Below are 22,626 nucleotides of genomic sequence, written 5' to 3'. Positions count from 1 at the left end.
TTGAAAAGGATTAAAAAAATGGTCGTTCTTGTATTGGCGGCAAGTCTTTTGCCAAGTTTTGTTTCAGCAAAGAGATTTGTGAGACCAAATGACTTTATGAACAAGTCTGGCAATGAGAGGACCCATTCTCTAAAGAAGTGGCAGGCAAGGATGAACCTTCCTGTAACTGGTGGAATGAACGCTAAGACAAAACAGGCTCTTTATACAGAAAATTATGAAGTTTATGACATGGTAACTAATCCACCAACAAGTGGGACTTGGATCGTGGTTAACAAGTCTAGGAGGACACTTACTCTTTACAAGGGAGGGCAAGCTATTGGAAAGTTCCCTGTAACTCTTGGAACAAATTCAACTCCAACTCCATCAGCAAAGGCAAAAATTCACAATATGCACAAGAATCCTGCCTGGGGCGGAATGGGAGGTAAGTACACTCCGGCTGCATCAAATGATCCAAAGAACCCTCTTGGAGAAAGATGGATGGGTCTAAGCATACCAGGGGAAAGTGGTTATGGAATTCATGGCAACATAAAACCTCTTCAAATTGGTGGCTACTATTCCAATGGTTGCGTAAGGATGTTTAACTACGATATAGAAAATGAAGTTTTTCCACAGATGAGGGTTGGAGCACCAGTTTGGTTGGGGACAGATGCAGAATTAGAATCTTGGGGAGTTTACCAATTCTCAAGACCTAAGAAGGCAGAGGCGAAGCCAGTAGAAAAGCAAAAGCCTGTAGAAGAAAATACTAACCCAATCGAAAAAGTTCCAGCAGGTGATCTACTAGAATTTTAAGTTAATAAAGTAGATTTAAGTCATTGAAAATCATAAGCCTTTGAGTTATAATGTTTCTTAAAATTGAAGCGAAAGCTTTAAGAAGGCTATTTTAAATTAAAACGGGAGGAAATTATGAAAAAGAAAATTTTTAGTATTGCACTTGTTGCAATGACGGCCCTTTTATTATTTGGGTGTGGAAAAAAAGAGGACGCAAAGGAAGAAGCTAAGGAAGCAGTTAAGTTTGAAATAAAAACTACTGGTCCAACAATTGATGCTATTAAGAAGAAGGGAAAAATAGTTCTTGGAACTTCAGCAGACTTCCCACCAATGGAATGGACATCCTTCCAATCTGGTAAGGAAGAATTTACAGGTGTTGACCTTGCAATTGCAAAATCAATTGCAGATTCACTTGGAGTTGAACTTGAAGTTAAGAACATGGCTTTCGAAGGACTTCTTGCTTCACTAAATTCAGGCGACGTTGATATGGTTCTTGCAGGAATGGGTGCTGACGAAGAAAGAAAGAAACAAGTTGACTTCTCTGAAGAATATTCAAAGGGAAAACAAGTTTTACTTGTAACTGAAGAAAATAAAGACAAGTATAAAACTTTTGATGACCTTAAAGGAAAAACTATTGGTACACAACTTGGTTCACTTCAACAAAAATTTGCAACTGAAAAGTTTGGAGATAAGTGCAAGGGATTTGATCTTAACAATGTGATCATTGAACAATTAAAGAACAAGTCTATTGACGCAGCTTTCTTATCAGAACTTCCAGCAAAACAATTTGCATCAATAACAGATGGACTTGTTATTATAGATGGCTTAGGAATTCCAGATGAAAGTGGCTTTGCAGTAGCAATTAAAAAGGGTAACGACGACTTAACAGGAGCTGTTAATGAAGTTGTTAAAGGATTAAAAGATTCAGGCCAAATAGAAAAATGGTTTGATGAGTATATTGAATTATCTAACAAAGAGGCAATGAAATAATTAAATATTCCCTACATTAAATGTGGGGAATTTTTATTTTATAAACTTTTAAAAAATAAGGGGAAATTATGGGAATTATGAATCAATTTGTTTTCATTGAGAGATACCTGCCAACTTACTTAAATGGGGCCATAACAACTATTGAACTTTCGATAATTGGTGTCCTTCTAGGTTTTACCCTTGGCGTAATTCTTGCTCTAATGAAAACATCGAAAATGAAAATTTTAAATATCTTGTCAAGCATCTACATCGAAATTGTAAGGGGAACCCCAATGCTTGTACAAATAATGATAGTTTACTTTGGACTAAAGAAAATTATTCCAGAACAATTTACACTTTTGACTGCACCAATGTTCTTGTGTGCACTTTCAATTTCTTTAAACTCAGCAGCCTATGTTGCTGAAATAATAAGGTCGGGTATATCTTCAGTTGATCCTGGACAAATGGAAGCTGCAAGATCTCTTGGACTTAACAAAAAGCAAGCGATGATGAAGATTATTATGCCACAAGCAATAAAGAATATTTTACCAGCCCTAGTAAATGAATTTATTACACTTATTAAGGAATCATCTATAACTTATACAGTAGGGGTTGGAGAATTAATGTACGCAGGCAAAACTATTTCTTCAGGTACTTATCAATTAGTAAAACCCTTCGTATTTGTAGCTGTAATTTATTTTATAATGACCTTTAGCCTTTCAAAGGCTTTGGGACTTCTAGAAAGGAGACTTGCAAATGATTAAGGTAGAAAATCTTACAAAATCCTTTGGAGAACTTGAGGTCCTAAAGGGAATAAACCAAGAGATAAAAGATGGAGAAGTAGTTGTTGTCATTGGACCATCAGGTTCAGGTAAGTCAACTTTTTTAAGATGCTTAAATCTTTTGGAAGAGCCAACAGGTGGCAAAATTTTTGTAGACGATGAAGAGATAACTTCAAAGAATGTTGATATAAATAAGATTCGTGAAGAAATGGGAATGGTATTTCAATCCTTTAACCTCTTCAACAATTTAAATGTTATTGACAACATTACACTTGCACCTACACTCGTTAGGAAGCTTGAAAAATCTGAAGCAGAAAAAAAGGCAAGAGACTTACTAGCAAGAGTTGGACTTCCTGACAAGGCAGAGGCCTTTCCAAAGTCCTTATCAGGTGGACAAAAACAAAGAATTGCAATTGCAAGGGCCCTTGCAATGAATCCAAAGGTAATGCTATTTGATGAACCAACATCAGCCCTTGACCCAGAAATGGTTGGCGAAGTTCTTGACATAATGAAGGACCTCGCTAGGGAAGGTATGACCATGGTAGTTGTTACTCACGAGATGGGCTTTGCAAGAGAAGTGGGTGACAGAATTATCTTTATGGACGGCGGCAACGTCGTAGAAGAAGGCAGCCCAGAAGAAATTTTTGGCAATCCACAAAACGATAGGACTAAAGACTTCTTAGGAAAAGTTCTTTAATAACTTTTAAAAATTTAAATCAAATGACTTAGTTAAGGCTAGGTCATTTTTTATTGCAGTTTTGTATCGTAGAAAATAAATTTTTAATGATATAATTTTTTTAAGGAGTGAGTGCGATGAAGTGTTTAATGAAAAATTTAATTATTCTTTTCGCTCTTATTTTTTTAACTCTCGCCTTCCTTGAAAGGACTGCCTACAAATCCTACAGTGAAGGTGGGAAGGTATCTAAGCAAGAAGTGAAGTTAGATGAAGACCAGGACAATAAAAATTTTGAAATTTTAGAAGTGACTAGTGATGAGAAGAAACAAATGGAAGAGAGTCTTGGCTATGAAATTGCAGAAATAAAACACATCAGGCTCTTTGATAAGGATGACATTACAATAATAATTGCCTTTATACTTTCTATAGGGCTTATTATTTATGGACTAATAAAGAAGGATTAAGATGAATTTACGACTTAGGCGACTAAGTCATTTTTTATGTAAACTTTATTTTGCCTTTTACTAATATGCATTTAAATATAGATTAAAACTAATAACATATTTTATTTAAGTTATTGAGAAAAAATAAATAATATTAAGAAATTTTTCCGAGGAAAAAGGTAATAGCATACATTATAGCGTACAATCGAAGAAACAGACTATCAAGAAAACGTATTAAAACATTGTACTTTTTTAGCAAATTGAGTTTAATTTTTATGAAAATTATTGACAATAATTTATGTTTAGAATAAAATCTACTTAGAAAACATTTGCAAGGAATTTTCTAAGCAAGTGTAGAAATTTTGGCAACTACTTTTCAAAAGATGACTTAATATTTCATCTTTAATATTTTCTTTTGAATTAGTAAGTAAGATGTAATGTATTAAAAGAAAGGGAGTACAATTATGAACAAAGTAGTATTAACAGGCAACGATCTTGATCTTGAACAATTAGTAGCCGTATGTAGAGACCACGTTAAGGTAGAAATTGATGAAAAGGCTATCGCTGATGTAAACAAATCAAGAAAATATGTTGAAGAAATCGTAGAAGAAGAAAGAGTTGTTTATGGAATCAACACTGGTTTTGGTTCTCTATCAAGAGTAAGTATCTCTAAAGAAGATTCAGCTCAACTTCAAGAAAACATTATTAGAACTCACGCTTCTGGATTTGGCAACCCACTTCCTGAAGATGAAGTAAGAGGAGTTATGCTTATTAGAATCAACTCACTTCTAAAGGGTGTTTCTGGTATCAGACTTTCTACTATTGAATTACTTCTTGAAATGTTAAACAGAAACGTAGTTCCATTTATTCCAGAAAAGGGATCTCTTGGAGCTTCTGGTGACTTAGCACCACTTGCACACATGGTTCTTCCAATGCTTGGACTAGGAAAAGCTTATTATGAAGGTGAACTTCTTCCAGGTAAGGTTGCTATGGAAAAAGCTGGCTTAAAACCAATCGCACTTGCAGCTAAAGAAGGTCTTGCACTTATTAATGGTACAACAGTTCTTACAGCAACTGGAGCACTTGCAACTTACGATGCACTTAAACTTTCTAAGATTGCTGATATAGCAGGAGCTATGTCTTGTGAATCTGCTAGAGGAATCATTGATGCATTCTGGGAAGAACTTCACACAATTAGACCACACGCCGGATCACTTAAGACTGCTGAAAACTTAAGAAATATTCTTGAAGGTTCAACTTATATCACTCACACAGCTGAACTTAGAGTACAAGATGCTTATACATTTAGATGTATGCCACAAATTCACGGTGCTTCTAAAGACACTCTTGAATATGTTAAAGAAAAAGTTGAAATCGAACTTAACTCTGCAACTGATAACCCAATCATCACTCACGATGGCAAGGTAATTTCTGGTGGTAACTTCCACGGAGAACTTATGGCACAACCACTTGACTTCTTAGCAATTGCAGTTTCTGAACTAGGTAATGTTTCTGAAAGAAGAATTGAAAGAATGGTTAACACTACACTTTCTGGAATGCCTTCATTCTTAGTAAAACACCCTGGTCTAAACTCTGGTTTTATGATCACTCAATATGCAGCAGCTGCTTTAGCATCAGAAAACAAAACTTTATCTCACCCAGCAAGTGTTGACTCAATAACATCTTGTGAAAACCAAGAAGATTTCGTTTCTATGGGTAACTGGGCATCAAGAAAAGCTAGAGAAGTTGTTAAGAATACAGCTAGAATTCTAACTACTGAACTTATGATAGCTGCTCAAGCACTTGACTTCAGAATGGAAATGGAAGACAACAAATATCAACTTGGTAAGGGAACAAAAGTTGCTCACGATGTAATAAGAAAACAAGTTGCATTTATCGAAGATGATAAGTCTGTTGAAATCTACGAAGAACTTGAAAAAGCTCAAGAACTTATTAACACTGGCAAACTTCTTGAAGAAGTTGAAAAGGTAGTAAAATTTTAATAAATAGTAAGATAATTAACCTATAATATAGAAGTAAGCGAAAAAGTATTAAATAATTCAAATAAATAGGAGGAAAATTAATTGAAAAGAGTAATGTGTATTCCTAACTATTCTGAAGGTAGAGATCTTGGAAAAGTTGAAAAAATCACAGAATGTTTTAGGGCAAAGGAAAATGTAAAGCTAATCGACTACCAACCAGATGCTGACCACAACAGACTTGTTGTTGAAGTAATTGGTGAACCAGAAGCTGTCATCGCTGCAGTTCTTGAATCTGTAAAGGTTGCAACTGAAATCATCGATATGTCTAAGCACGAAGGTGCTCACCCAAGAATGGGTGCAGTTGATGTTATACCTTTCGTTCCAGTAACTGAATGTACAACTGAAGAATGTGTTGAATATGCAAACAAGGTTGGTAAGGCTATAGGAGAAATGGGAATTCCTGTTTACCTATATGAAGATGCTGCAACAAGCCCAGACAGAAAGAACCTTGCTAAGGTTAGAAAGGGACAATACGAAGGATTCTTCGACAAAATCAAAAAACCTGAATGGAAACCTGACTACGGTCCACAAGAAATGAATGTTAAATCTGGAGCTACAGCTGTTGCTGCAAGATTCCACCTAGTTGCATTTAACGTAAACTTAAACACAAAGGACTTAGCTATTGCTGATAAAATTGCAAAAACAGTTCGTCACATTGGTGGAGGACTTAGATTCTGTAAGGCTATTGGTCTTGAACTAGAAGAAAAGGGTCTAACACAAGTATCAATGAACCTTGTAAATTATGAAAAGACTGCAATTTACCAAGCTCTTGAAATGGTAAAATCAGAAGCTAAGAGATATGGAGTAACTGTTGTTAACACAGAACTTATTGGACTTCTTCCACTACAAGCTCTTGTTGATTCAGCAGCTTACTACATGCAAATTGATGGATTTAAACAAGAACAAGTTCTAGAAACACTTTTAATAGAGGAGTAATTAAGTAAAATGGGATTTAAAACAGATATACAAATAGCTGATGAAGCAACAATGCTTCCAATTGAAGAAGTAGCTGCAAAGATTGGATTCGAAAAAGACGATCTTGAACAATATGGTAAATATAAGACTAAGATTTCTTGGGATGCAATCAAGAGAATCGAAGAAAACAATGAAAATGGTAAATTAATTCTTGTTTCTGCTATTTCTCCAACACCAGCAGGTGAAGGTAAATCTACAGTTTCTATTGGTCTAACTCAAGGACTTAATAGACTTGGAAAGAAATCTGCAGTAGCTCTTCGTGAACCATCTCTTGGACCAGTATTTGGTGTTAAGGGTGGAGCTGCAGGTGGCGGATACTCACAAGTAGTTCCTATGGAAGATATTAACCTTCACTTCACAGGAGACCTTCACGCAATGACAGCTGCAAATAACCTTATTTCAGCTTGTATTGATAACCACATCCACCAAGGAAATGCTCTAAGAATTGACTGTAGACAAATTACTTGGAAGAGAGTTATCGATATGAATGATAGATCTCTTAGAAATGTTGTTATCTCTCTTGGTAAAAAAGCTGATGGCTTCCCTAGAGAAGACCACTTTATGATCACAGTTGCATCTGAAATTATGGCAGTTCTTTGTCTATCAGAAAACATTGAAGACTTAAAGAACAGACTAGCTAAGATGATTATTGGCTACAACCTAGACAATCAACCTGTAACAGTTGCTGACCTCGAAATCCAAGGTGCTGTTGCAATGCTTCTTAAGGATGCACTAAAACCAAATATGGTACAAACTCTTGAAAACACACCAGCCTTTATTCACGGTGGACCTTTCGCTAATATCGCTCATGGATGTAACTCAATCCTAGCTACTAAACTTGCACTTGCTACAAGTGATTATGCAGTTACAGAAGCTGGATTCGGTGCTGACCTTGGTGCTGAAAAATTTATGGACATTAAATGTAGGATGGCAGGTCTTGCTCCAGATGCAGTTGTAATCGTTGCAACAATTAAGGCTCTTAAGATGCACGGTGGAGTAGATAAAAAAGAACTTAAGGCAGAAAATGTTGAAGCTCTTGAAAAAGGATTTGCTAACTTAAGACGTCACGTTGAAAATATTAAGAAGTTTGGTGTTCCAGCTATTATTGCCATCAACAGATTTGCTGATGATACTGAAGCTGAAATTGCTAAGTTAGAAGAACTTTGTAAAGAACTTGGAGTAAGAATTTCACTTTGTGAATGTTTCGCAAAGGGCGGCGAAGGTGCAGAAGATCTTGCTAAACAAGTTGTTGAACTAATCGACGAAGGAAAATCTGACTTCAAACTACTTTACGATGTAAATGCATCTATCGTTGACAAGGTAAACACAATTGTTAAAGAAATCTACAGAGGTAGAGAAGCTAAATTCACTAAGGCTGCAATGAGCCAAGTTAAGAAACTTGAAGAAATTGGTCTTGACAAGCTTCCAATCTGTGTTGCTAAGACACAATTCTCATTTACTGATGATCAAAAGATAATGGGAGCACCTACAGACTTTGACATAGAAATTCAAGATGTAAGAGTATCTGCAGGGGCAGGCTTCATAGTTGTTCAAACTTCAAACATCATGGTAATGCCAGGACTTCCAAAAGTTCCAGCTGCTAACAAGATGGACATTGACAACGACGGAGTTATTACTGGATTATTCTAATTCTCGGGAGGAAAAATGCTTAAAGATTTAAATATAGTAGAATTTGCAAATGAAACAGCTTCAGATTCACCAGCACCTGGTGGTGGATCTATTGCTGCCCTAAATGCATCAATGGCTGCTTCACTTCTTGCAATGGTTGCAGGACTAACTGTTGGCAAGAAAAAATATATGGACGTTTCTGAAAGAATGGAAGAACTTCAAGCAAAACTTTTAAAATACAAGGACGAATTTGTTGATGGAATCGACAAAGACGCTAACTCTTTTAATGGAGTTATGGACGCTATGAAACTTCCTAAGGAAACTGAAGAAGAAAAGGCAGCAAGATCAGAAAAAATTCAAGAAGGATACAGAAATGCAATTGAAGTACCTCTTGGACTTGGAATGAAAGTTACTGAATTATACGATTACGCAAGAGAACTTGCTGAAAAAGGTAATTCAAATGCAATCACTGACGTAGCGGTAGCTCTATTAAACATTGAAGCTGCAGTTCACGGAGCTTTCTTAAATGTAATCATCAACCTTAACTCACTTAAGGATCAAAATTACAGACACGAACTTGAAGAAAAAATGGCTGCTACAAGAAAGATTGTAGAAAAGAATCACGCAGAAATTATGAAAGTGGTAGATGAAAAATTAGCATGATTTATCTTTTAGTCGATGTTGGATCAACTTATACAAAGTTGCATTTAGTGGATACAAGTAAAAATGTAATTTTGGCTGGAGCTTCAAGTTATACTACTGTGGAGACCGATGTTAGAGAAGGCTTTAACAAGGCTTATAAAAAGCTAAGAGAAATCTCTGATGTTAAATATGATAAAATATTGGGTTGTTCTTCAGCATCAGGAGGACTAAAGGTCATAGCCATAGGTTTTTCAAAAAGCCTTACTACTGACGCTGCAAGACTTGCGTCACTATCAAGTGGTGCCAGGATTTTAAATGTTTATTCCTACGAACTCAAGGACGAAGAAGTAGAAGAAATAAAATCTGCTGGTGCTGATATCATAGTCTTATGTGGTGGAACTGACCACGGCAACAAGGACAACATAATCTACAATGCAAAGAAACTTGCAAAGGGGTCACTTAAGACTCCTGTAGTTGTGGCAGGAAATATTGACACTCATGAAGAAATAAGGGACATCTTTACAAAAGCTAATGTCCCTTGTGACTTCACAGAAAATGTCATGCCGACAACAAACACAATAAATTATAGGCCACTTAGACAGACAATTGGAGATCTTTTCATTAAGACTATCGCCCATGCAAAGGGGATTGATTTATTAAGTCAAGATTTTGAAATATTATTGCCAACTCCAGTTGCAGTTCAAAAGGCAATGTCAGTCTACGCCAAATACTTGGATAAGGTTATATTATCCGTTGACATAGGCGGGGCAACTACAGATATTCATTCCATAGGTAAAACTTATTATGGAGAAGAAAATGTCATCTCACCTCCCATTGATGAGCCCTATGAAAAGAGAACGGTTGAAGGCGATATGGGTATGAGGTACTCTGCAACTGCTCTTTATGAGTCAGTTGGAGAAGAGCCCTTCTTAAAGTTTGGAATAAAAGATGCCAAGGAAGAAACTGAATTTCGTTTTAACCATACTAGCTATATTCCAGACAATGAAGAAGACCTATTCTTTGACAATGTCTTGTGTTATATAGCAACTCATACTTCCCTTATGAGACACGTTGGGCACATAAAAAAAATTAAAACACCTACTAGAACTATTTATGAGCAGTATGGAAAAGATTTGAGACCAGCAGAAATGTTTATTGGCACTGGTGGATCGCTCATTAATTCTAATGAGCCAAAGAAAATCCTATCAGCCATTAAGGACTTAGATGAAAAATATCTAATTAACAGGGACGTAAAAACTTATTTAGATAAGGAGTATATCCTATCATCAGCTGGACTAATTTCTACTGTGGATGAAGAAGCTTCATACAAATTATTAAAGAAATATCTTAAAGAATTATAAAAACTTTTAGAAGTTACCAAGTTTGGTAGCTTCTTTTTTTTGAAAAAATTTCTTAGCTTCTTAAGTTAAAGAAATAATTTTCGTTGAGCTTAAAGAAATTAAAAAATTTTTTTGCTTAAGTGCTTGTGACCTTTGAATGAAAATAAAATTTAAAAATTACTAAGACAATAAAAACGCTACTTGAAAAACAATACAAGCAGCGTTTATGTTTTTAATATTTTATTTTATAGATTTAAACACCAAAAAATAATTTTCAGCATAGAGAATTAAATTAAGTAAAAGAAAGCTAATAAAATATTTTTTAGTCACAGCTTCGAGCTTTGAAAACTTATATAGGTTTAAGAAGAAAACAGGTAGGGTAAGTATGAGTCCCAAATAAATATCAGAAGATCTTGTAAAGCCAGATTCAGTAAGAGGAACAAAGATGCCTAAATCAAAAGTAATAAGTAGGGGCAAGATAATCAATATAATGAGTTCAAAAAAGATTGGCTTAAGACTCTTAGCCTTATTATTGCAAACACTTATAATAAGTCCAAGAATCATAATTAAGGAAAAAATTTTCATTTGATTTAAGAGCAAGGCAAACAGCATGCAGGTAAACTGAATATTTGTTGCAATTGTATCTAAATCATCGATACTCTTTTTAAATTTTGGAATATTAAAATTAATAGAGATAAATCCCAACAAAAATATAATTAAAAGTACTTTTTGAAAGTCCATATTATCACCTCTTTATCCCATTATAACATAAGTTGTAAAAGTAACTAAATCAGACTTCTATCTATTTTTATAATTTACATTGATGAAATCAAATTATATGTGGAAGCTTTTCATACTTGTTTAAAATTTTGAGAAAAATAATGTCAGATTATAGGAAAAAAATCATAAAAAATCATAGGAAATATACCAGTATTTTTAAGTTCAATTTTACTCAAATAAAGTCCTTATAATCTTTAAAAAAGCCTAATAATAGTGTAAAATATCTATAAGGAGTTTTGTCGTGGAATATTGGGATGTATATGATAAAAAAGGAAAATGGAAGAGGCGAGCCATAAGAAAGGGCGAGCGTCTTAAAAATAGTGATTACCACCTTATAGTTGAGGGATGGATCCTAAGAGATGATGGAAATTTTATTATCCAGAGAAGGTCTCTTAATAAAAAATCCTTTGCTGGCATGTGGTACTGCTCTGCTGGTGGGTCTGTTATATCGAGAGAGACTCCCAAGGAGGGTATGGTCCGTGAGTTCAAAGAAGAGCTTGGCGTTGATATAAGTGAAGATGAACTTAGACTCAAGAGGATTATCACTGAAAAAAACACAATATTTTATATTTTTCTAGTGCGTAAAAATATTTCTCTTGATGAAATAGTCATGCAGGAGGAAGAGGTTATGGATGTTGACTTAGCCAGCGTGGAAAAGATTCAAAGAATGATTGAAGACAAAACTTTTATTGGACTTGATTACTACGAAAAATTTTTCAGAGGTATATAATCGTCTCAAGTGAGGCGTTTTTTTATAGGAGGATTTATGAAATTATACAATACTCTAAGTAGGAAGAAGGAGGACTTTGTTCCTATTAAGGAAGGTGAAGTTGGAATCTACAACTGTGGACCAACTGTTTACAACTTTATCCACGTTGGTAACGCAAGACCTCTTGTTGTCTTTGACACTTTGAGAAGGTACTTTGAATACAAGGGGATGAAGGTTAAATTTGTTGTTAACTTTACAGACATTGACGATAAGATGATTAACAAGGCAAATGATGAAGGCGTTAAGGTTTCTGACATTGCTGAAAGATATATAAAAGAATTTAAGAAGGATGCAGGTGGTCTTCACCTTTATGACTATGAAACTATAAATCCTAGGGCAACTGAACACATTGATGAAATAATTGACTTCGTCCAAACCCTAATAGACAAGGGAGCAGCCTATGTTTCCAATGGAGATGTCTACTTTGACATTAGCCATGCCAAGGACTATGGCAAGCTTTCAAAGAAAAATCTCGATGACCTAATTTCTGGTCACAGGGTCGATATAAATGACAACAAGAAAAACCCACAAGATTTTGCTCTTTGGAAGAATAAAAAGGAAGGAGAACCCTTCTGGCAGGCACCTTGGGGAGAAGGTAGACCTGGCTGGCACATTGAGTGTTCTGTAATGGCAAAGACTATTATTGGAGATAACATCGACATCCACACTGGTGGCGAGGACCTACAGTTCCCTCACCACGAAAATGAAATTGCCCAATCAGAAACTTGCAACGGGGTTCCCTTTGCCAACTACTGGCTCCACAATGGAATGATAACTGTTGACAACGAAAAGATGTCAAAATCCAAGGGTAACTTCTTCACAGTTAGAGAAATTTCTGATGAGTTTGACTTAGAAGTTTTGAGATTTTTCCTTTTAACAACTCAATACCGTTCGCCAATTAACTTCTCAAGAGAAGTAATGGAACAAACAAAAAATTCAAGCAAGAGACTTTACAATGCAAAGTACAAGCTTGAAGATGCCATAGAAAAAACTTCTGTAGAAAAAATCACAGAAGAGGAAGAAAATTTATTAAAGGGCTATGACAAGCACATAGAAAAGTTTGAAACAGCCATGGAAGATGACTTAAACACTGCTGATGCCATTACTGCAATCTTTGATCTTGTTAAGGACATCAACTTAAATCTTGATGAAAATTCTTCCGAGGAAGTTCTTGAAAAATCCTTAGAACTTCTTAAAAAGCTTACTAGGGTCCTTGGAATAATGGAAGAAGAAAGAGAAGAAATCTCAGGCGACATTGAAGAACTTATCAAGGAAAGAAATGAAGCAAGAAAGAACAAGGACTTTGCTAGGGCTGATGAAATTCGTGATGAGTTAAAGAATATGGGAATTGAAATAGAAGATACGAGAAGTGGAACAACTTGGAAGAGAATTTAAGTTTTTTAGAAGTCAAAAATTACACTGAAGCCGAGGTAAGGGAGCTAAGTCCCCTTGCCCTAGCCTATATAGGTGATGCTTGTTTTGAAATCTTAGTCAGGAGTGAAATCTTGGACATAAGAAAGAACCCCAACAAGCTTCACAGGGAAAGCATAAAGTATGTGAGGGCCAAGGGCCAAAGAGACCTTTTTGAAAAAATAGAAGATATTTTAACAGAAGATGAAAAGAGAATTTATAAGAGGGGAAGAAATGCCAAGTCCCACACAGTTCCAAAGAATGCAGACCCTATAGATTATAGGATTGCAACTGGCGTGGAGGCTCTTTATGGCTACCTCTACCTCTTAAAGAGATATGATAGGATTAGAGACTTATTTAAGGAGATGATAGGATGAAGGTAAAAATTATTTCCCACACAATGGATCCAGACAAGACTATTGCTGCGGCTGCTAAACTTTGCTATTCAAGAGTTGGTGTTGAAGAAATTACGGAAAATTTAACAGAAGAATCTACAGAAAAGTTTTTAAATAGACTTTTGTCTTTTTCTCACCTATCACCACTTGAACATGTTAGCTTTACCTTTGCTATTGAAGGAGTTTCAAGGACTCTTACTCATCAACTTGTAAGGCATAGAATTGCATCCTATTCACAACAATCACAAAGGTATGTAAAACTTGATTCCTTTGAATACATTATTCCACCTCAAATCGAAAGAAATGAGGAAGCGAAAAAAGTTTTTATAGAAGCTATGAAGAGGGACCAAGAGGACTACGACAAGCTAGTTGAAATATTAGTGGAAGAAAATGCAAGACCACTAATAGCAGAGGGAATGGATGAAGCCAAGGCAAGAAAGTCTGTGGAAAAAATGTCTATAGAAGATGCTAGGTATGTCTTCCCTAATGCTTGTGAGACAAAAATTGTTGTCACAATGAATGTTAGAACTCTCCAACACTTCTTTACAGTTAGATGTTGCGAAAGAGCCCAATGGGAAATCAGAGACCTTGCAACAGAAATGTTAAGAGAAGTAAAGGAAGTAGCACCACTTCTATTTAGGGACGAAGGACCAGGCTGCGTAAGTGGACCCTGCCCTGAAGGTAAAATGACTTGTGGCAAGGCAAAGGAAATTAGAGAGAAGTTTAAGAATTTAAAATGAAATATATATATGGAAGAGGCCCCGTTATGGAGGCCATTAAAAATGAAGAAGTAGAAAAAATTTATGTAGGGAAAAATGCCAGCGGGTCTATTAAAAAAATCCTTGGAATGGCAAGAGATGCAAAGGTCCCTACAGTTACAAGTGACAATGAAAAGCTAGAAGAACTTGCTGGCACAAAAAACCACCAAGCAGTGGTTGCTCTTGTAAGTGACTTTGAATACATTGAGCTTGAAGACCTAATGAGAAAGTTAGAAGGCAAGGAAGACGCAAGTATTTTCATACTTGATAAGATAGAAGACCCTCACAATTTTGGAGCAATAGCAAGAAGTTGTAACTTCTTTGGCATTGACGCCATAATCTTCCCAAATAGGAGGGCAGCAACAGTAAACGACACTGTAGTAAAATCTTCTGCAGGCGCAATTTATGACATTGATGTCTGCAAGGTTTCAAATATTTCTCAATCCATTGACAAGTTAAAGGAAGCAGGCTTTTGGATTTATGCAACGGACCTTGAGGGAGAAGATATAAGAGAGTGTGACTTCTCTGGCAAGGCAGCAATAGTTATAGGCAACGAAGGCAAGGGAGTTTCAAAAAATATTTTGAAGAACTCAGACAAGACCATAACTATTCCAAACTTCTCTGACTTTGATTCCCTTAACGCTTCAGTTGCAGCAGCAATTGTAATGTATGAGATTAGAAGATAACAGAGAAAAAAATGAGAAGGCGAGCAAGTAGGTATAGAAGAGATGTAAACTATCTCTTTGTAGATGGATACAATATAATAAATTCTTGGCAACCCTTAATAGAATTGAAAAACGTATCCCTTGAAGATGCGAGGAATGAATTAATTGATATAATGATTGAATTTTCTCACATAAGTAGGGAGCACATAATCCTAGTCTTTGATGCCTACTTGGTAAAAAAATCTGGCGGCAATACTTATAAGAAAGACGGGATTGACATAATCTTTACCAAGGAGTTTGAAACAGCAGACCATTATATTGAAAGACAGCTAGATGTAATAGGAAGGCTCACCAAGGTTCGTGTAGCCACAAGTGACAATGTGGAGCAGCAAATAATTTTATCTCGTGGTGGAACGAGGATTTCTGCTAGGGAGCTTGAGGCTGAAGTAAATCATTCCAAAAACAAGGTCAATTATCTTGCCAAGAGACTAAAGGAAGAAAGGGTTACAGCCCTTGATGAAGATGTAATTCATAAACTTATACAATTAAAGCAGGATATTTCAAAGAAAAAAAGTTAGGAGGCTTAAGATGAAGTGTAGAAATTGTGGAAAAGAAAATAAAGAAGATGCTTTATTTTGTATGGACTGTGGTCACGATTTAAGAGAAGATAGAGACTTCTCTAAAACAGAAATTATAAATAAGGGTCACAGTTATTATGAAGAAGACGATACTAAGATAGTAAAAAATAATTCTTTTAAAGATAATTCCATGGGCTTAAAACAAAAGGGTCTAGTCTTTGGATTAGTTGTTGTGGGATTAATAGTATTCTCTCTGATATTTAATTTTGGCTTTAGCAAGTACAAGTACTCAAAACTTGAAACATCTGCAAATGCTAATCTAGAAGCAAAGAATTATAAGGAAGCAAGAGAAAAATTTAGCCAACTTTATGAAAAGTCATCTGATAAAAAGTACTTAGATGAAATCAACAAGATTGATAAGATGTTAGAAACTAAGGACCTTTTAAATAAGGCCAATAAGAAATATGAAGAGAGAGACTATGAAACTTCTCTTGCCAACCTAAAGGAAATTTAAACTGAAGACGATGATGAACTTAGAGAAAAGGTTGATGGACTTATTAAGAAAAACTACGATGGAATTAAGTCTGAAATAATGCAACTTAAAGCTAATAATAATTATGAAGGAGCTATTAATAGGTTAAATGAATACCTTACTGTTGATCCTGACAACGCAGATTTTAAAAAGATGCTAGAAGATTTAAATCTTGAAAAGACAAACAACGATAATAAGACTCAAGAAGAAAGTGAAGCCACAAAGCAAAAGGCCAGAGCTGATGAGCTAGAAGCTCAGATACAAAGACTTCAAAATCGTGAAGTGTCAAGCCTAGTTGACACATATCAATTTGTAACTTCAGGCAAGGCGAATGTAAGAAGTGGACCTGGATTTGCCTACAGCATCTCTTATGTTCTTCATAGAGGTGACCCAGTTTATGTTTACGACACTAGACGTTCAGATGGAAGAACTTGGTGTAACGTTGGTGACGGATGGATAAGCTACAGGACATTAAACGGCGAAGCAAAATAATAAAGTTAAGACAGTCGAGAGGCTGTCTTTTTTTGTGCTCTACATAATAGAAAGAAATTATTTAATAGCAGAAAAATTTTTTAATAAATAAGGAATTATACTTTAGTTAATAAGAAGAAATATATTTTAATAAATAAGTAAGAAATTATTTTTAGTTAATAAGAAGAAAGTGAATATTGATGAAGAAGTAAGAAATTATTTTTAGTTAATAAGAAGAAAGTGAATATTGATGAAGAAGTAAGAAATTATTTTTAGTTAATAATAAGAAAGTGAATTTTGATGAAGGAGTAAGGAATTATATCTTAGTTAATAATAAGAAAGTATATTTTAATAAATAAGTAATAGCTATCTCTTAATTAAGAGAGAATATTTTTTTAAAACAAAATTTTTTTAAGGATGTTAACAATATTAATTATTTTATTATGTTAAAAAAATCAAGCGTATTGATTTAAATTTTCAGTTAACTATGGTATAATGTCTAAGCAAATGATAATCAAACTCAAATATTGATTAAAGCTTAATAAAATTAAAATTAGAAATGAGTGGTTAAATGCTTAGCTTAGTAATGGCACCCTTAAATGATAATTATAAGATTTTAAGGATTAAGTCTTTAGGAGATAGTAATATAACTGAGTCCCACCTGGCAAACCTTGGTTTTGTCAAAGACGCAGTTATAAAAGTTGTTAATGAGAACGATGGTAGTTTAATTGTATATGTTAAAGATTCTAGAGTTGCATTAGGAAAAGATATTGCAAAAAAATATTAGTAGAGGAGTTGCAAGAATTGATTACACTAAAGGATGCAGTTGTAGGAAAATACTACATCGTTAAAAAAAATCAATGGTTCTGGTCCTTTAAAAAGAAGGATAATGGACATGGGTATTACAAAGAATTCAGAAGTCTATATAAGGAAGGTAGCTCCACTAGGCGATCCTGTGCAAATTAATATTAGGAATTATGAACTTAGCACTAGAAAAGCAGATGCTGAGTTAATTGCAATTGAAGAGATAGAAAATAAGGAGGACTAAGATGGCTATTGCTATTGCACTTGCCGGAAACCCCAAAAGTAGTAAGTCCACTCTTTTCAACGACTTAACTAGCTCAAATCCAAAATAACTAAAAAACCATTAAAAATAAGCATAGCAACAAGACCCCCAGGGGTTTTGTGAATTTCCCCTTTTTCCTATCGCCACTTAAATGCAAACATATTTCTTTTTTTAAATAAATTAAAAATTTTCATACTAAAGCAATTTCTCTTTAAAGTTTTTATCTTAGTATGTGTGCCTTCAAGAAGACCATTAGACCAAGGATAGTCAAGAGAATTGCATATTTCATCAAACCACTTATTAAAAGAAGTGACACAAGATCTAAATTCTTTTAAATGTTTATTAAATATATTTCTGAAAAATCTTGTAAAAGTTTGGCGAAATTACATACTATAATTAAAAATAGTAATTAAGTAATATTAATTACAAATTTATATTTAATTGATGTAATTTTCAAAAAAATATAAACGCGTTTTTATGTTACAATGTTATTAATAAATATAAAAAGAAAGGATGATTAAAATGAATAGAAAGAAGATTTTAGGATATATTTCTGCTATTATAGGTCTCTTGTTAGTGCTTGCACCAAAATTTATAACACCCGTTTGCCCTCCTATGGAAGATGGGATGTTCATGAAATGCCACTGGATGGGAAATATGACTATGGGTATTGGCGCAGTCATTTTAGTATTAGCAATCATTCTTATTGTAGTTAAAGATTCAAAAATATCTTTAGGATTATCTATTTCAAATATAGCAATTGGTATTTTAGAGATACTAAACGCTCATGTGCTTATTGGTGGATGTATGAAAGCTGATATGGCTTGCAGAGCAAGAACCATTCCATTTTGCACATTGTTGTCAGTCATATTGGTTTTAGTTAATATTTATTATTTTATGAAAGAAAGAAATTCATAATGGAATCAATAATTAGAACTGAAAATTTAAGTAAGAGTTTTAAGAGAGGTTCTAATACACTTTTTGCAGTTAAAAATGTAAGCTTTACCTTGAAGGAGGGAGACTTTGTCAATATAATTGGCAGAAGTGGTTCAGGGAAGTCAACTTTTTTAAATCTTTTGTCTGGTTTATTAAAACCGACTGAAGGTAAAATTTTTGCTAAGGGCAAAGATATGAGTGATTTTTCTGATAGAGAAATTAGCAAATATAGGAATGAAATCATAGGTTTTGTACCACAAAGTCTAGGAACACTTCCAAATTTAAATGTTTTAGAGAATGTGTCTCTTCCTTATTATCTATTTAAAAGAGATTACTCTGCTTATGAAAAAGCAGCTATGCTTCTTGATGAGATGGGAATTTTGCATTTGAAAGATGATTTTCCTAAAAATTTATCTGGAGGAGAGCTAAAAAGAGTGCTGATAGCCAGATCTATGATTAATTCGCCGGAACTTTTGATTTTAGATGAGCCTACAAGTGATTTGGATAAAAATACTACTATAGAGATAATGGATTTATTAAAAAAAATAAATTCAAAAGGTACTGCACTTATTATAGTTACTCATGAGCTTGATATTTTAAAATATGGAAATACACTTTGCCAAATGGAAGATGGAAGTTTAATAAAAAAAGAGGGATAGAGATGAATTTATTAAGGAAAAGGACTAGCATTTTCGCAATGATAGTAATCATGATTAGCCTCACTTTCATACCTGCTTTTGCAGCAGAAACAAATTATGATAACTGGGTTGAAGTCGCTGATGCTATGTCAGAACATTTACAAAAAGCTGTGGAAGTTTACAAGCCTGGAGATAAGGATGCTAAAAAAGCAGCCACAGATGCAATTAATGTTGCTTACTTTAAATTCTATGAAAAAATAGGATTTGAAAAAACAACTATGTCTGCAATTTCAGGTCAAAGAGGTTCAATGGTTGAACATCAATTTTACAGAGCAAAAAATTCTATCAAAGAAGATGCAGACCCAAAAGAAGTTAAAGATGAAATTGATGCACTTATAACTTATCTTCATGAAGATGCTAATACTCTTGATGGAACCTCTGGAGATTCTAAGTCCAGTGGTCAAAGTCAAGAAGATGCAAACAGCCTTTCAACAGGTCAATTGTTGGGAGAGTTGCTAAAAAGATTTGGCACATTTTTTGCAGTTCTTGGACTTACACTTCGTGAAGGACTTGAAGCCATTTTAGTTGTAGCTGCCATTGCTGCATATTTATCAAAGACTAATAATAGAATTTATTTAAAAGGTGTATATATTGGAGCCTTGCTAGGCATTGTTTTTTCAGTAGTCCTAGCTGGAGCATTTAATATCATCGCCAATACAGTGGGAGAAGTTGAGTCAGGAATGGGACAAGAAATATTCGAAGGAATTGCGATGTTTCTTGCTGTTATCGTACTATTTTATGTATCCAATTGGATGCTTTCTAAATCTGAAGTTGAAGTTTGGAATAGATACATTAAAAACAAAGTTGAACAATCTGTTTCCAAGGGTAATTATTTTGCCTTATCTTTCACTTCATTCTTAGCAGTAGCAAGAGAGGGTGCAGAACTTATTTTGTTTTTCCAAGGTATGAGAACAGGTATTTCTGATAATCCAATGCATATGTGGATTGGACTTTTAGTTGCCGCCATAATACTTGCAATTGTATATTATTTAATTGCTAAAGTTTCTGTAAGGCTACCATTAAAACCATTCTTTACATTTACTTCTTGGCTAATGTTTATACTTTGCTTGTCTTTCTTAGGAAAGGGCATAGGAGAATTACAAGAAGCAGATGTAATTGGCAGAACTGTAGTTCCTTGGATGAATGGATGGTCTGCTGAAGTTATAGGTATATATGATAGGTATGAAAATCTTATTCCACAAATTATTCTATTAGTAGTAACCATTGTTTCTGTTATCTATCAAAATAATAGAAACAAAAAAATTAGAGCTGAGCTTGAAGCCAGCCAAGAAAAAAAATAGGAGGGTATTATGTTAAAAAAGAAAAGTTTATTTCTTGTTGTTATGACGCTTGTGGGTGCATTAATGTTTACAGCTTGTGGTAAAAAAGAAGATACAAAAGCTAATAATGCAGCTAAAACTTCTACAGAAGAAAAAGCACCAGCTGAAGGAAACAAGAAAGAAGCAGGAGATGCAAAAGCTGCAGCTCCAGGAGAAAGTAAAGGATTTGAAGAATTTCCAATTGGCGATGACCAAACTAAAGGACCTTTAGTAATCTCTGGTGTATATTTCCAACCAGTTGATATGGAACCAGCAGGAAACTCAATTCCTAAAGAAGAAGCTGACTGCCATATTGAAGCTGACATTACAGCATCACAAGAAGGTTCAACATTAGGTTATGGTGTTGGTGATTTTGTTCCATGGTTAAAAGTAAAAGCTTATTTACAAAAGAAAGGTTCAGACCATGTTCAAGAAGTAGCTTTAATGCCAATGAACGCATCTGATGGTCCACACTATGGTGCAAATGTTAAATTTGACGAAGGTGTTGGTGTTTATGATGTAAAATTCGAAGTAGCTGCACCAGGAAATGACTACTTACTACACGTAGATAAAGAAACTGGTGTAACAGGTAGATTCTGGACAGAACCACTTGTTGCAGAATGGACTGACTTCGAATGGAACGGACCACAATGGTAAAATTTTGAAAATTTTTAATATTTTGAAGGGGAATTCATGTTCCCCTTATATGCATTTATAGGGGGTGAAATTATTTTAAAAATTTTTATTAAAGTTATGGAGGCGGGAATAGCCTTTTCTCTAATGATTTCTTTAATACTTGCCTATTATACAACTAAAGAGAGCAAATATAAAAAGTATGTTATTATAATTTCTTTAGTTTTAGGGGTAATTGCAGCAATTGTTTCAATAATTATAAGAAATATACCTAATTTTATTAATAGAACAGAATTGAATTTCTGGTCTATGGTACCCATAGTTATCTCAGTATTTTTAATATTAATTTTTATGATATTTGAAGATAAGATAAATGCTAAAATTTATGATAATTTCATTTCATCATCGGTTGTTGTTTATCTTGTAGGAATTTGTTTTTATTATTTACCGTATGTATTTAACCAATCAAACAAATTTGTATATTATGGCGAAAGTGCTGTTTCAACTATTGTACTTTTTAGGATTTTAGGCTTTGTTTTTGGGATAATCATGATGATTTTATCAGGGCTTGCTATATATAAGTCTTCAGTTAAACTTGAAGGTAAAAACTTAAAGATTATTGTTTTTTTGAGCTTGGTATGTTCGGGTATCAGCCAATTTAATATCATAATTCAAAGGTTTTATTCTAAAGGGATTATTCCTAGAAATGTTAACTTTTTTAGAGTTATTGCATTTATAGCTAATCACGAAAATGTGTTTTTATTTGCAACAATGTTAATTATGATTGCTATTCCAGTAATTTTATATAAGCAAAATATTAAAGTTAATGAAGAATATAGCAATAGAGCTCAGTTAAGAAAAATAAAGTATAGAATGAAGAATAAAAGACGTTGGGCAATTTTTTTCCTTGTCGTTTTATTTATTAATACTTTTTCATTAACGGCTGGAAAGGCATATGCTAATAAGGAACAGGCTCTTTCACCACCAGAAGATTATCAAACTGAAAATGGAATGATTGTTATTCCTTTAAGTAGTTTAGAGGATATGCATTTGCACAGATATTTGTATAAGGCAAAGGATGGTACACAAATGAGATTTTTCTGTATTAAAAAATCAGAAGGTTCTTATGGAGTTGTACTTGATGCTTGCGAGATATGTGGTCCATCAGGATATTTTGAAAGAGGCGATGATATTATTTGTAAGTTGTGCGACGTTGTAATGAATAGGGGTACAATAGGTTTTAAGGGTGGATGTAACCCAATACCTTTCCCATACATTGTCCATGATAAAAAGATAAAGATTGCGCCAAAAGATCTTGACGCATTGTCTAATGTATTTAAGTAGGAGGGC

25 protein-coding genes and 2 pseudogenes are annotated in these 22,626 nt (G+C 34.2%); 25 read left to right on the top strand and 2 right to left on the bottom strand.

All coding sequences use genetic code 11. The features are described 5' to 3' along the window. From CAN42_RS01260 to glmL, 10 genes are all read left to right on the top strand, one after another. Positions 1 to 789 (top strand): L,D-transpeptidase, encoded by a 789-nt coding sequence (locus CAN42_RS01260; RefSeq protein ID WP_085875198.1) that lies wholly within the window; start codon positions 1 to 3, stop codon positions 787 to 789. Positions 790 to 903: 114 nt separating this feature from the next. Next, positions 904 to 1,758 (top strand): transporter substrate-binding domain-containing protein, encoded by an 855-nt coding sequence (locus CAN42_RS01255; protein WP_082718905.1) that lies wholly within the window; start codon positions 904 to 906, stop codon positions 1,756 to 1,758. 68 nt (positions 1,759 to 1,826) lie between these two features. Beyond that, positions 1,827 to 2,501, top strand: coding sequence for an amino acid ABC transporter permease (locus CAN42_RS01250; RefSeq protein WP_062571448.1), 675 nt, complete (start codon positions 1,827 to 1,829; stop codon positions 2,499 to 2,501). Then, a complete protein-coding gene (locus tag CAN42_RS01245; RefSeq protein ID WP_062571447.1) occupies positions 2,494 to 3,216 on the top strand; it encodes an amino acid ABC transporter ATP-binding protein in 723 nt (240 codons plus the stop codon). Before CAN42_RS01250 ends, CAN42_RS01245 begins: the two co-directional genes overlap by 8 nt. A 116-nt stretch (positions 3,217 to 3,332) precedes the next feature. After that, positions 3,333 to 3,659 (top strand): hypothetical protein, encoded by a 327-nt coding sequence (locus tag CAN42_RS01240; RefSeq protein WP_135100536.1) that lies wholly within the window; start codon positions 3,333 to 3,335, stop codon positions 3,657 to 3,659. A 443-nt stretch (positions 3,660 to 4,102) separates the two neighbouring features. After that, complete coding sequence (gene hutH / locus CAN42_RS01235; RefSeq protein ID WP_085875197.1) at positions 4,103 to 5,641, top strand: histidine ammonia-lyase; 1,539 nt, start codon at positions 4,103 to 4,105, stop codon at positions 5,639 to 5,641. Positions 5,642 to 5,722: 81 nt separating this feature from the next. Beyond that, positions 5,723 to 6,616 (top strand): glutamate formimidoyltransferase, encoded by an 894-nt coding sequence (gene ftcD / locus CAN42_RS01230; protein ID WP_085875196.1) that lies wholly within the window; start codon positions 5,723 to 5,725, stop codon positions 6,614 to 6,616. Positions 6,617 to 6,625: 9 nt separating this feature from the next. Then, the gene (locus CAN42_RS01225) at positions 6,626 to 8,305 is read left to right on the top strand and encodes a formate--tetrahydrofolate ligase (protein ID WP_085875195.1); all 1,680 of its coding nucleotides are present in this window, start codon (positions 6,626 to 6,628) and stop codon (positions 8,303 to 8,305) included. A gap of 15 nt (positions 8,306 to 8,320) precedes the next feature. Then, entirely contained in the window at positions 8,321 to 8,947 is a 627-nt protein-coding gene (locus CAN42_RS01220; RefSeq protein ID WP_085875194.1) for a cyclodeaminase/cyclohydrolase family protein, read from the top strand. After that, the gene (gene glmL / locus CAN42_RS01215) at positions 8,944 to 10,287 is read left to right on the top strand and encodes a methylaspartate mutase accessory protein GlmL (RefSeq protein ID WP_085875193.1); all 1,344 of its coding nucleotides are present in this window, start codon (positions 8,944 to 8,946) and stop codon (positions 10,285 to 10,287) included. The genes CAN42_RS01220 and glmL overlap by 4 nt, the downstream gene beginning before the upstream one ends. A 219-nt stretch (positions 10,288 to 10,506) precedes the next feature. Here glmL and CAN42_RS01210 read toward each other — a convergent pair whose 3' ends face one another. Beyond that, positions 10,507 to 11,007, bottom strand: coding sequence for a hypothetical protein (locus tag CAN42_RS01210; protein ID WP_085875192.1), 501 nt, complete (start codon positions 11,005 to 11,007; stop codon positions 10,507 to 10,509). Between the two features lie 280 nt (positions 11,008 to 11,287). Here CAN42_RS01210 and CAN42_RS01205 point away from each other — a divergent pair, with 280 nt between their 5' ends. The 10 genes and pseudogenes from CAN42_RS01205 (at position 11,288) to CAN42_RS01165 (ending at position 17,672) form a co-directional block, all read left to right on the top strand. After that, positions 11,288 to 11,776, top strand: coding sequence for an NUDIX hydrolase (locus CAN42_RS01205; RefSeq protein ID WP_085875191.1), 489 nt, complete (start codon positions 11,288 to 11,290; stop codon positions 11,774 to 11,776). Positions 11,777 to 11,812: 36 nt separating this feature from the next. Next, positions 11,813 to 13,210, top strand: coding sequence for a cysteine--tRNA ligase (gene cysS / locus CAN42_RS01200; RefSeq protein WP_085875190.1), 1,398 nt, complete (start codon positions 11,813 to 11,815; stop codon positions 13,208 to 13,210). Beyond that, positions 13,195 to 13,602, top strand: coding sequence for a Mini-ribonuclease 3 (locus CAN42_RS01195; protein WP_085875189.1), 408 nt, complete (start codon positions 13,195 to 13,197; stop codon positions 13,600 to 13,602). The genes cysS and CAN42_RS01195 overlap by 16 nt, the downstream gene beginning before the upstream one ends. Continuing rightward, positions 13,599 to 14,360: an FAD-dependent thymidylate synthase gene (gene thyX / locus CAN42_RS01190; protein ID WP_085875188.1), complete on the top strand. Its 762-nt coding sequence runs from the start codon at positions 13,599 to 13,601 to the stop codon at positions 14,358 to 14,360. Before CAN42_RS01195 ends, thyX begins: the two co-directional genes overlap by 4 nt. Further along, entirely contained in the window at positions 14,357 to 15,064 is a 708-nt protein-coding gene (gene rlmB / locus CAN42_RS01185; protein ID WP_062571434.1) for a 23S rRNA (guanosine(2251)-2'-O)-methyltransferase RlmB, read from the top strand. Before thyX ends, rlmB begins: the two co-directional genes overlap by 4 nt. An 11-nt stretch (positions 15,065 to 15,075) precedes the next feature. Beyond that, positions 15,076 to 15,621, top strand: a complete 546-nt coding sequence (locus CAN42_RS01180) for an NYN domain-containing protein (RefSeq protein ID WP_085875187.1) — start codon at positions 15,076 to 15,078, stop codon at positions 15,619 to 15,621. A 10-nt stretch (positions 15,622 to 15,631) separates the two neighbouring features. After that, positions 15,632 to 16,135, top strand: coding sequence for a zinc ribbon domain-containing protein (locus CAN42_RS09065; protein WP_245149826.1), 504 nt, complete (start codon positions 15,632 to 15,634; stop codon positions 16,133 to 16,135). Positions 16,136 to 16,213: 78 nt separating this feature from the next. After that, positions 16,214 to 16,645, top strand: coding sequence for an SH3 domain-containing protein (locus tag CAN42_RS09060; RefSeq protein WP_245149825.1), 432 nt, complete (start codon positions 16,214 to 16,216; stop codon positions 16,643 to 16,645). A gap of 550 nt (positions 16,646 to 17,195) precedes the next feature. Beyond that, on the top strand, positions 17,196 to 17,411 hold the full coding sequence (locus CAN42_RS01170) for a FeoA family protein (RefSeq protein WP_085875186.1): 216 nt from the start codon (positions 17,196 to 17,198) through the stop codon (positions 17,409 to 17,411). A gap of 17 nt (positions 17,412 to 17,428) precedes the next feature. After that, a pseudogene (locus tag CAN42_RS01165) lies at positions 17,429 to 17,672 on the top strand (FeoA family protein). Between the two features lie 155 nt (positions 17,673 to 17,827). Here CAN42_RS01165 and CAN42_RS09205 read toward each other — a convergent pair. Next, positions 17,828 to 18,058: pseudogene (locus tag CAN42_RS09205) on the bottom strand (transposase); the annotation flags it as partial. A 154-nt stretch (positions 18,059 to 18,212) separates the two neighbouring features. On the opposite strand from CAN42_RS09205, the gene CAN42_RS01155 reads away from it, so the two are divergent. The 5 genes from CAN42_RS01155 to CAN42_RS01135 are packed head-to-tail and all read left to right on the top strand — an operon-like array spanning position 18,213 to position 22,620. Next, a complete protein-coding gene (locus CAN42_RS01155) occupies positions 18,213 to 18,608 on the top strand; it encodes a DUF4418 family protein (protein ID WP_085875185.1) in 396 nt (131 codons plus the stop codon). Then, on the top strand, positions 18,608 to 19,285 hold the full coding sequence (locus CAN42_RS01150; protein WP_085875184.1) for an ABC transporter ATP-binding protein: 678 nt from the start codon (positions 18,608 to 18,610) through the stop codon (positions 19,283 to 19,285). The genes CAN42_RS01155 and CAN42_RS01150 overlap by 1 nt, the downstream gene beginning before the upstream one ends. A 2-nt stretch (positions 19,286 to 19,287) precedes the next feature. Then, on the top strand, positions 19,288 to 20,625 hold the full coding sequence (locus CAN42_RS01145) for an FTR1 family iron permease (protein WP_085875183.1): 1,338 nt from the start codon (positions 19,288 to 19,290) through the stop codon (positions 20,623 to 20,625). Positions 20,626 to 20,634: 9 nt separating this feature from the next. After that, positions 20,635 to 21,300, top strand: coding sequence for an iron transporter (locus tag CAN42_RS01140; RefSeq protein ID WP_085875182.1), 666 nt, complete (start codon positions 20,635 to 20,637; stop codon positions 21,298 to 21,300). A 36-nt stretch (positions 21,301 to 21,336) separates the two neighbouring features. Continuing rightward, positions 21,337 to 22,620 (top strand): DUF2318 domain-containing protein, encoded by a 1,284-nt coding sequence (locus CAN42_RS01135; protein WP_085875181.1) that lies wholly within the window; start codon positions 21,337 to 21,339, stop codon positions 22,618 to 22,620. Positions 22,621 to 22,626: the final 6 nt, after the last annotated feature.

Origin of the sequence: Peptoniphilus vaginalis, from assembly GCF_900176605.1 — a bacterium.
GTDB classification, from domain to species: Bacteria; Bacillota; Clostridia; order Tissierellales; family Peptoniphilaceae; genus Peptoniphilus_A; species Peptoniphilus_A vaginalis.
The sequence above is the reverse complement of the archived record's forward strand: the minus strand, read 5'-3'. Positions and strand labels throughout refer to the sequence as shown.